The sequence below is a fragment of the Paenibacillus anaericanus genome, from assembly GCF_003994475.1.
Taxonomy (GTDB): Bacteria; Bacillota; Bacilli; order Paenibacillales; family Paenibacillaceae; genus Fontibacillus; species Fontibacillus anaericanus.
In genome coordinates this window covers 1-8665 of sequence record NZ_RZNY01000064.1, presented here as the reverse complement: position 1 = coordinate 8665, position 8665 = coordinate 1, and the positions used below count along the sequence as shown (strand labels likewise).

The 8665-nt window shown below is 37.7% G+C and carries 6 protein-coding genes; all 6 read right to left on the bottom strand.

All coding sequences use genetic code 11. The features are described from left to right. Positions 1-61: 61 nt before the first annotated feature. On the bottom strand, positions 62-235 hold the full coding sequence (locus tag EJP82_RS28110; RefSeq protein WP_170220323.1) for a hypothetical protein: 174 nt from the start codon (positions 233-235) through the stop codon (positions 62-64). Between the two features lie 12 nt (positions 236-247). Next, positions 248-568 (bottom strand): hypothetical protein, encoded by a 321-nt coding sequence (locus tag EJP82_RS27435; protein WP_127195256.1) that lies wholly within the window; start codon positions 566-568, stop codon positions 248-250. A gap of 24 nt (positions 569-592) precedes the next feature. Next, positions 593-6208: a polymorphic toxin type 17 domain-containing protein gene (locus EJP82_RS27430; protein WP_127195255.1), complete on the bottom strand. Its 5616-nt coding sequence runs from the start codon at positions 6206-6208 to the stop codon at positions 593-595. A gap of 243 nt (positions 6209-6451) precedes the next feature. After that, positions 6452-7318 (bottom strand): RCC1 domain-containing protein, encoded by an 867-nt coding sequence (locus tag EJP82_RS27425; RefSeq protein WP_127195254.1) that lies wholly within the window; start codon positions 7316-7318, stop codon positions 6452-6454. 5 nt (positions 7319-7323) lie between these two features. Then, entirely contained in the window at positions 7324-7644 is a 321-nt protein-coding gene (locus EJP82_RS27420; protein WP_246054458.1) for an RCC1 domain-containing protein, read from the bottom strand. A gap of 833 nt (positions 7645-8477) precedes the next feature. Further along, a partial coding sequence (locus EJP82_RS28260) for a hypothetical protein (protein WP_211350339.1) occupies positions 8478-8665 on the bottom strand: 188 nt, incomplete at its 5' end.

The window sequence follows — 8665 nt, the reverse complement described above, 5'->3', positions numbered from 1 at the left end:
TCCATATCTTCGCCTGTGTTATCGAATTTCTTGAGGTTGTGGACACGAAACGATGTCGTTCTCAACTTAAAAACCGCTGACGCTTCATTTCACCCAATGCTCCAACGGTAGTAATCTGCACTTCATTCCCTTCATGCAGATGAGAATTTGTCTCGAGAACATTTTGCTTATCCTCCAGTATCAGCCAATCCTCGCCACTATCGACGAATGGTTTATTGTTTGGGTCGCATTTCATATACCAATCCATCTAATAAAAGGCATTAATCATTTTTATTTTTTCACAATATATAGTACAGCCCTCCATTGTATCAGAGCATAAAGCTTCAGTTTGTTCATCCTCAAAAAATAACCATTTATTTGATAATTTATATAAAAACTCCTCTTCGTTTACATGTGGCTTTAACATTAGCGTGACCTCACAAACATAGACACTCTCTAACTTCCAATAGTTAGTTATTTGTTCTATTTTTAGTGACTGCAGATTGTAATTACGCTCCTGCATTATCTTCCATAGTTCATTTTCAGCATCACTTTGCGAAATACCTTCAATGAATAATTTAATGAACATGTCTTTCCCCTTTTGATTTAATAGTTATTTATGAGTAATCTTACCATCCAAAGAAACATTAAGATGAGAACCGTCACGTGAAGCCCACTCTAATTGGGCTTTCCCAGTATTCGAAAGATTTACGTCCCATTCAAAAGGTTGACCAGCAGTTCTTGAAGGCCCCTTCGACCAAACATTCCCAAATTTATCGATATAACCTCCATTTCCGGTTCTTGGAAGAGGTTGAGATGGTGTCCAATAAGCCGGTGGAATATATCTAATTTTTCCGGTTGTGGGAAGCATTCTCTCTTTCAATATCGTTTTTGTGCCTGCGAAAGTATATCCACTGTCCGCACCTTCACTTAATTTAGGTTGTTGACTGACTATTGGACCTTTATTAACTTTCTGCTGCTGACTCACGATCACCTTTTTTTTAGTTACTGGCGGTGTGCTAACATATGGCTTTGAATATATTTTTAACTTTGGCTCCTGAATTACTGTACTCTTACTTTCTATAGTATCAAATACATTAATTCCTTTATCATTCAAATCCACACCAACAGTAACCCCGGTTGCCACAACTATTACCGCTGAAATTGCTTCGACCAAACCTATAATCCCAGGAATAACCCAAACAAAATGTCCAGTTGGGTCTGAATAAATCAACGGATTATTGTGAGCATACGTATAAAGATTCAAACTCAGCGGATTTGTGATCTGCCCTTCATACGTATCCTCCGTTATAAACCGTCCGATCTGAGGATCATAATAGCGAGCTCGCAGATAGATCAATCCAGATTCTTCATCATGTATCTCACCAGTATACGCAAATGGGTTATTCATCCCTTCTGTCCGTTCTAAGATATTTCCCCAGATGTCATAACTATACGTATTGATGTCATAACCCGCATTGTCTTTTATTGCAACAACATCACCATGACCATTGTAATAGTAATATCCAGCTTTACTAGTAGCCTCATCTTTACGGAATAACAATTCATTCCCAAAAATATTCCGTGCTGTTGAATTTCCACTAGCATTAAGTTCATCGATAACGTGACCATTTAAATATACATATTGTGTTCTCTCACCATTGACTGTTTTAGATGCGTGTAGTCCATCTCCATAGTATGTGTACAATGCTTGTGTATCTGTTTTGGTAAATGACTTTAATTGATTTAATGCATTGTACGTGAAAGTCTCACTACCGTCTATCAGAATAGAAGCCATATCGCTTTTTAATGAGGTTCGATTTCCACGGTCATCATACTCATAGCTATTCGTTCCTAATGGGTGGTGGTTTTCTTCTTGTATTCGGTTCAGTCCATCATATTTAAATGTGGTTAAATTCCACATCCTGTTGTCTAGAATGCTGATGATGTTTCCGAACCCATCATAACCAAAAGTTTCTTGAAATGCTCCTATTCCTTTCCCAAAGGTTACTGAAACCAATTCACCGAATGCATCCGTGACTCGGACTTGACTCACAAGATTCGGATACGAAATCGTATAGTTATTAGCATTTGAACCAACATTGTAATCATAGTTCACTGTACCCATATCAGGGTAATTTACTGTTTTCAATCGCTGTAACGGATCATAGGTATAGCTTACTTGTTTTTGATCCGGGTACGTTAATGTCGTCAATTGATCTGATTGATTATAACCTAATGAATAATGTTTCCCTGCGACCGTTTGACTACCTAATCGATTCCATTCATCATACGTATAAGTCAAATTCTCTCCTTCGCTAGTAGATAATCCCGTAAGCAAACGAGTATTGTCATCATAGTCTTGTTGTGACCAATACACTTCTGCTCCATTATCTTTAATGGAAAAACGTTGTTCTTCATAGTAAGGAGTATAGCTGTATTGATGGATTTTTCCAGACTTATCCTTGTATTCCTTGACTAATCCGAGAATATTGTAATCATATTTTTCTACCTGACCAGTCGCATTGGTGTCACTGAGCAACCATCCGGTTTCATTATACGTTTTCGTTTTCTGTGGAACACCGTTGGTTAAAATGCGAGTAACTTTCCCTATAGCATCATATTTATAGGTATTGATATTGCCCATTTCATCTTTCAAAGAAATTACATTACCAAATGCATCATACTTATACTCTGTCGTTTGAATCTGTGACCTTGAGGTTAATTGTAACTTCCGAACTCTCCCTAATGCATCATTCGTTTTCTTTGTTGTTCTTAATTTGTTCGCACTTTTTTCAACGATTTTCTCCACACGACCATGTCGATCAATGTATGTCCATGTTTCTTTACCATCTGGATCAATTTGTTTAATTGTATCCTGTAAATAAGTAGCACTTCCATTCGTCTGATGAGCAGCATTTGCATAGTTATATATCGTCTCCTGATTGAGTGCATCAATAGTTTTCGCAACCTTACCATTAGCACCATAAACGTACTGTGTTTTTTTCGTAGCTTCTCCAAATGGTAGGGTTTCATGAAGTACAAGTCCAGTTTCATTAAAGTGATTTACTACCAATGTCCGAAGATTAGTCCCAATTTGTTGTGTTTGCTTCTCCAATCCACCATAAGGGGAGTAGTATGACATCCATTTCTCGCCATCAGGTGATTCATAAGTGATAGTGCGTGTAGCATCATCGTAAATATAAGTCGCTGTTCGAGCGTTTCCTGGATTACTTCCCGATGGGGTAAAGGTTTCGCTGATCAACCTATCCTTCCAGTCGTATGAATAGTCGACAGCACTTCCATCTGAGTAGATTGTTTTAGTTAAGCGATCTCTTATATCATATTGATATTGTGTTGTCACCTCTTCAGGAGTGCCGTCTGTATGCAATGTCACGTAGCTTGTTTGTTGCGTAACATGGAGTCCATTACTCGAATACTGTAGATCTGTGTTCCTCACCATTGTTGTATCAACTTGGTCTCCTGTGCTCGTGACTTGCATGTGTCCCGGCTGTTGATACGCATTAAACTGGGAGTAAACTGTTTCGGTCTTATCTGTTTTCTTGACGCCTTCATCTAGAAATGAGTTATGCTGTGTTACTTTGTCAACTACTCCATTTGTGTTATATGAATAAGTTGTTTCTACCGTGGTCAATCCGTCAGCAGCAGTCAGTTTACTATAGCTTGTTTGGTGGTTGGGACCATTATATTGGTAAATTGTTGTATTTCCAAGATCATCTGTTGCTGAAACTACAAACCCAAACGTATCATATTCAAGTTTGTTTTTTGTTGCGTAGTTATTTATTCCAGCAGGCGGACCTACTAAGGGCTGCTCCAAATACATACGGATCTTATCAGGTTTTGGATCCTGACTAAAGCCTGCATCCGATGAATAGATTGTAGATGGATTTGTTTTTAGATTGTCATAAACATACGTCTCGACTTGCTTAGGTGCATAGATATAGCGCGTTGATCCCTCCACAGAATCGAGCGAATTGGTTAATCCTTCTGTCTCTGAAATTTGGCTTGCTAATACCATAATTCCCAATGGATTTAATCGATACGTATCGGTCTGTATTTCTTTATAATCGATTTGATCACGCGTCCATGCAGTGCTCACTATATCTCCATTACGCACAAGACTAGACCGTAGACGCCCCGTATCAATCCTTGGATATCTCCATACTTCTTCGGTGTTATTTTCCCCTTTTACTTTGTCCATCAATACTTTTGATGAACTATCTTGACTATTATAGGAATAAGTTACATCTATTACCGGATGGTACCCGATATACGTAAGTACCCATTGATCTAAATACAAGCGTGTAGTACCTCTCATGGCATCCCGAAGTAAATAGTCTTGTGCATTGATCCACGTTGGATTATAAAACTGATACTCATATTGCGTTTTTAAGCCTGTATCTGTATCAATACTTTTCAATAACAGATAAACCAATTCCCCATAGGTCTGACCTTCTCGTTCAACGATATCGCTAGATTCCATTTTTCCAACTTCCAGTTTAGGAGAGCCCTCTGCATCGTTCTTAAACTTATAGTCATCCTCCATGTTGAAATCTGCATGAGTCCCAATCGTATTCGGGTCAAAATATGTATAGGTCTCAAGCTGATGATTGCCAATCATATCGTAAATGGCGTTCAATTGAACATAGGATGTACTTACATTTTGTATCCCATAAGTTTCGTTTTCATCTGATTGAAATTTTCGTAGACTGGTATTTAGGGACTTAAAGCTGGTTTGATATTCTAATTGATAGATCACAGTCCCTGATGAATCCTTTACAATGATCCCTGTAATTTGTTTGCTCACTTCTCCAGATTGGATTGGTGCATAGTGAACCTCAATCGTTCTTGCCACTGTATCCGTGATGACAATCCGATCGGATTGATAATTATAGGTGATTTGATCCCCTAACCGATTACTTTTGGAAAGAATTTGCCCTGTACCTGTTATGTCGTCAAAAGTGAATTCATAAGTAATTTGATCATTCACGGTTAAATAATAATGATTATTGCTCCCTCTTGTGTAGGTCACATTGTCATAAGGTTGTTTCGAAGGGGTTGTTTTGGTGCCTTGGAAGGTATATGTTGTTCCATCATCTAACCGAAATGTGAGTTCCTGATCCTCGATACTATGACCATAGGAACGGCTGTAAAATTCGGTTAGGTAATATTCTGGGGAATTCGGATCTGTATAAGCCGATGGAACATATAGCCAACGTATCGAATCTCGAAAGGTTTTACTCATGGTAGGAATATTAAGTTCCCAACCTGTTGCAATAAAGTTTTCATTGGAGTGGAGCCAAGCTGTCTGGGGTATATTTCCCAAGCAATCTGATTCATTTGTAAAATAAGTAATGTTTTCTTTACATTGCTCTATTTGGTCTGCTGTCAAGTTCTCATTACTGTAGGTTGGATCGGTTATTTTAGCATTTAGTGAGTTATATGAGCGGACTAACGATATGTCTAGTCCATTTCTACCCTTTAAATTTAAATCAACATTCTTTTGATTACTTGTTCGATAGATAGGATCGATTGCATCGTTGGTATTTTCTTCATATTTATAAGATGAATTTTTATCCGTATCCGCTTTTAATCCTGGCTCTATATTTTGCGACAATAAAAAACCAGATTCGGGATGATTTCCATACACGTCATCCATCACACTACTAATAGTACTATAAATGGCTTCTGTAACTGATTTCATTTGAGAGGCGTTCACTATTTCTTCGAGTACAGCTGGGTTTATTTCGTACTCAGCACTTAATGCGACCAGTGGGGCTAACTCTTGTATTTGTTTTTGTGCATCAGGGCTTAAATTTCTAAATCTATTATGAGCATAAGATTCCGTCCATTGTTGCTTTTCGAGTATTTGCTGAAGTGTGAGCTCTTCATTCAACTCCGGATAGAAATACGCCACAATCTGTAGCATCTCTGTCGTAAAATTCGTATGTATTAATTCGAGTTGTGCCTTTGAAATTCTTTCGCTTCGATTATCATTATCAAATAATATTCCATCACCCTCTACTGCAAGCAGTTGTTCCTCTTGATTAGTTAGATCCGTGATCGATGTAAACTCAGAACTTTGTGTTTCCTGTGCTTCCAACCGATTTATTCCACTCGCATAACCGATTTTCTCTGGTGTAATTAGTAGAGAGAAAATTAATAGAATTGAAAGAAAACTAGAGATACTCCGTTTCATTAACTTCATAATGACCTCCTATAATTTACTCATTAGTCATACGACTATCGTATTTTCCCATTCAATGCTACTTCCTAACAGCATTGTCTAAGGATCAGCGCACTCTTGGCGGATTATGTTATTTAATTAGCTATGAGGTCTGCAACATGATAGAGAGTTTCATTATTTAATTTAGAATAGGCTGCATAATAATTTTGCTTTGCTTAATTTGAATCGGTCTCGGATGTGCCGTCTCCGTCTAGGCCATAAACTTTACTCCCCCCTATTTATTTGTACCGGTGTATTACGATCTATTGTTGTTCCGTCTCCTAACTGACCATAACCGTTCTGCCCCCACGCCCATAGTGTCCCATCCTGTTTGATGATCACAGTATGCCCATAGCCTGCTCCAATAGATATGGTATTGTCTGCGACCTGTACCGGCGTTGTTCCCCACATCCAAACTGTTCCATCCTGTTTAACTGCTAAACTTCTTGCATATCCTGCTTCAATTGCAATGATATCGCTTATATCTGTGATTCGTTCGGGTGTACTAATGAAGTACTTTTCCCCTAGTTGTCCACTATGGTTCCATCCCCATCCCCAGATCGTTCCATCTTTTCTTAATGCTAAACTAAAATCATTTTGTGCAACCACCGCTTGTACACTTCCTATACCTGGAACCTGAATGGGCGAATTATGAGATTCTCGTGTTCCGTCTCCCAATTGACTAAACCCGTTATATCCCCATCCCCAGACCGTCCCGTCCTCTTTAATAGCTAAACTATGATTATAACCTCCCTCTACATCTACAATATTGCTTAAGTCACTGACTTGCACAGGTGTTACTTGATTGATATTTGTTCTATTTCCTAACTGACCATTATCATTCTTACCCCACGCCCAAACTGTTCCATCCTGTTTAACTGCTAAACTATAGCTAGCACCTGCCGCTATATCTACAATATTGCTTAATCCACTGACTTGCACTGGTGTATTACGATCTGTTGTTGTTCCATCTCCTAACTGACCATTACTATTCGAACCCCATGCCCAAACTGTTCCATCCTGTTTAACTGCTAAACTATGCGAACGACCTGCTTCTATAGCTACGACATTACTTAATCCTTTAACTTGCACTTGTATTAAGGGAAAAAAAACGTGCCATTCCCTAATTTACCAGAATCATTCGAACCCCATGCCCATACCGTTCCATCTTGTCTAATAGCTAAGGTATGATTATATCCTGCACTAACACTATTAAATCTATTTAGCAGTAACTTCTTTTTTACAATATTTCCATTTTCATCAAAAATGTATTTTACCGCCTTCTCCTGATCTGTTACATCTTTTAATTGATTATTCTCATCATATTGATAGTGAATAGTACCCGCATGAACAGAAGCACTCATGAAAAGCAACGACAGGAAAACCAATAAACTAAGCTTAATAGACTTATACGACAATTAATTCAATCCCCTTTCGGCATTATCTCTCACATCTAACAATACTATATTCCAATATTTGTATTCAATTGCAAATTATGAACAATTTTGTCTAAATTTGAATTAGAGAAAAAAAGTGTATACACTTTTAAAGTTAGTTCTTATATAACTGCCCTTAAATGACCTGTATTGTGAAGACACATCAATCCAATGCAATATAAAGCGAAGGCGATTTGTTTCTTCCTTGAGTTTCATTCAGATTTTCTCAATAAGTTTCGGGTAATGTGTCATATAATATATCAGGATAAGCTTATTTGAATGATATTCCCCAGCCCATATAATTTATTTGCATATTCAGAATATGAAGCACTTTTGAGCAAATCTGAAGTGACCTATTAAGTAGAAGACTTCTTTTATATTTAGGTTGATAACGCCACAAGAAATAATGGATGGTTTCAGGCAATTCGATATATGTATACTAGGATAAATCCTTGACTAGAGATGAGGTCTTGTCTAAAAATACAGAAAGAAACCACATAGAGTTATTACACTCAAATGTGGTAAAGTAACGGATTGAAATATTAAGTGACAGATGAAAAACGACGCCTTGAAGATCGTGTAAAATGGATCACATCAACAATTACACAGGGAAATCGAACCGCGAACTATAGACATCTTAGCATAACTGAATGCAGTCAGTGGATGACGATTCCATATAACGGATTAGATAAACTACTGCAACGATCACTTGAATTAAAGGGGTTATTGCTAGATTACATTGACTTTTTGTTTCTATGATATCCACCCTTAAGTAAGTGGATACCTGCAATAAACAGCTTTCCTTTGAGTAGTATCTAACACTTTATTTTCTTCAATTCACCAAGTATTAACGGTGATACTACACTATCCCCTCCCCTCATGCTTGAACGTATTTCATCTAGATAACCAATCGCCGTAACTTGAATACGAGAATCCTCAAATCTTAAAAGCAGCTCATTAATTAGTGTTTCAACAACATAGCGCTTCTCATGAAACTCCAAGT

Coding starts and splice junctions, on each gene's coding strand:
- EJP82_RS28110 (WP_170220323.1), bottom strand. CDS start 235: ATGAAATGCGACCCAAACAATAAACCATTCGTCGATAGTGGCGAGGAT.
- EJP82_RS27435 (WP_127195256.1), bottom strand. CDS start 568: ATGTTCATTAAATTATTCATTGAAGGTATTTCGCAAAGTGATGCTGAA.
- EJP82_RS27430 (WP_127195255.1), bottom strand. CDS start 6,208: ATGAAGTTAATGAAACGGAGTATCTCTAGTTTTCTTTCAATTCTATTA.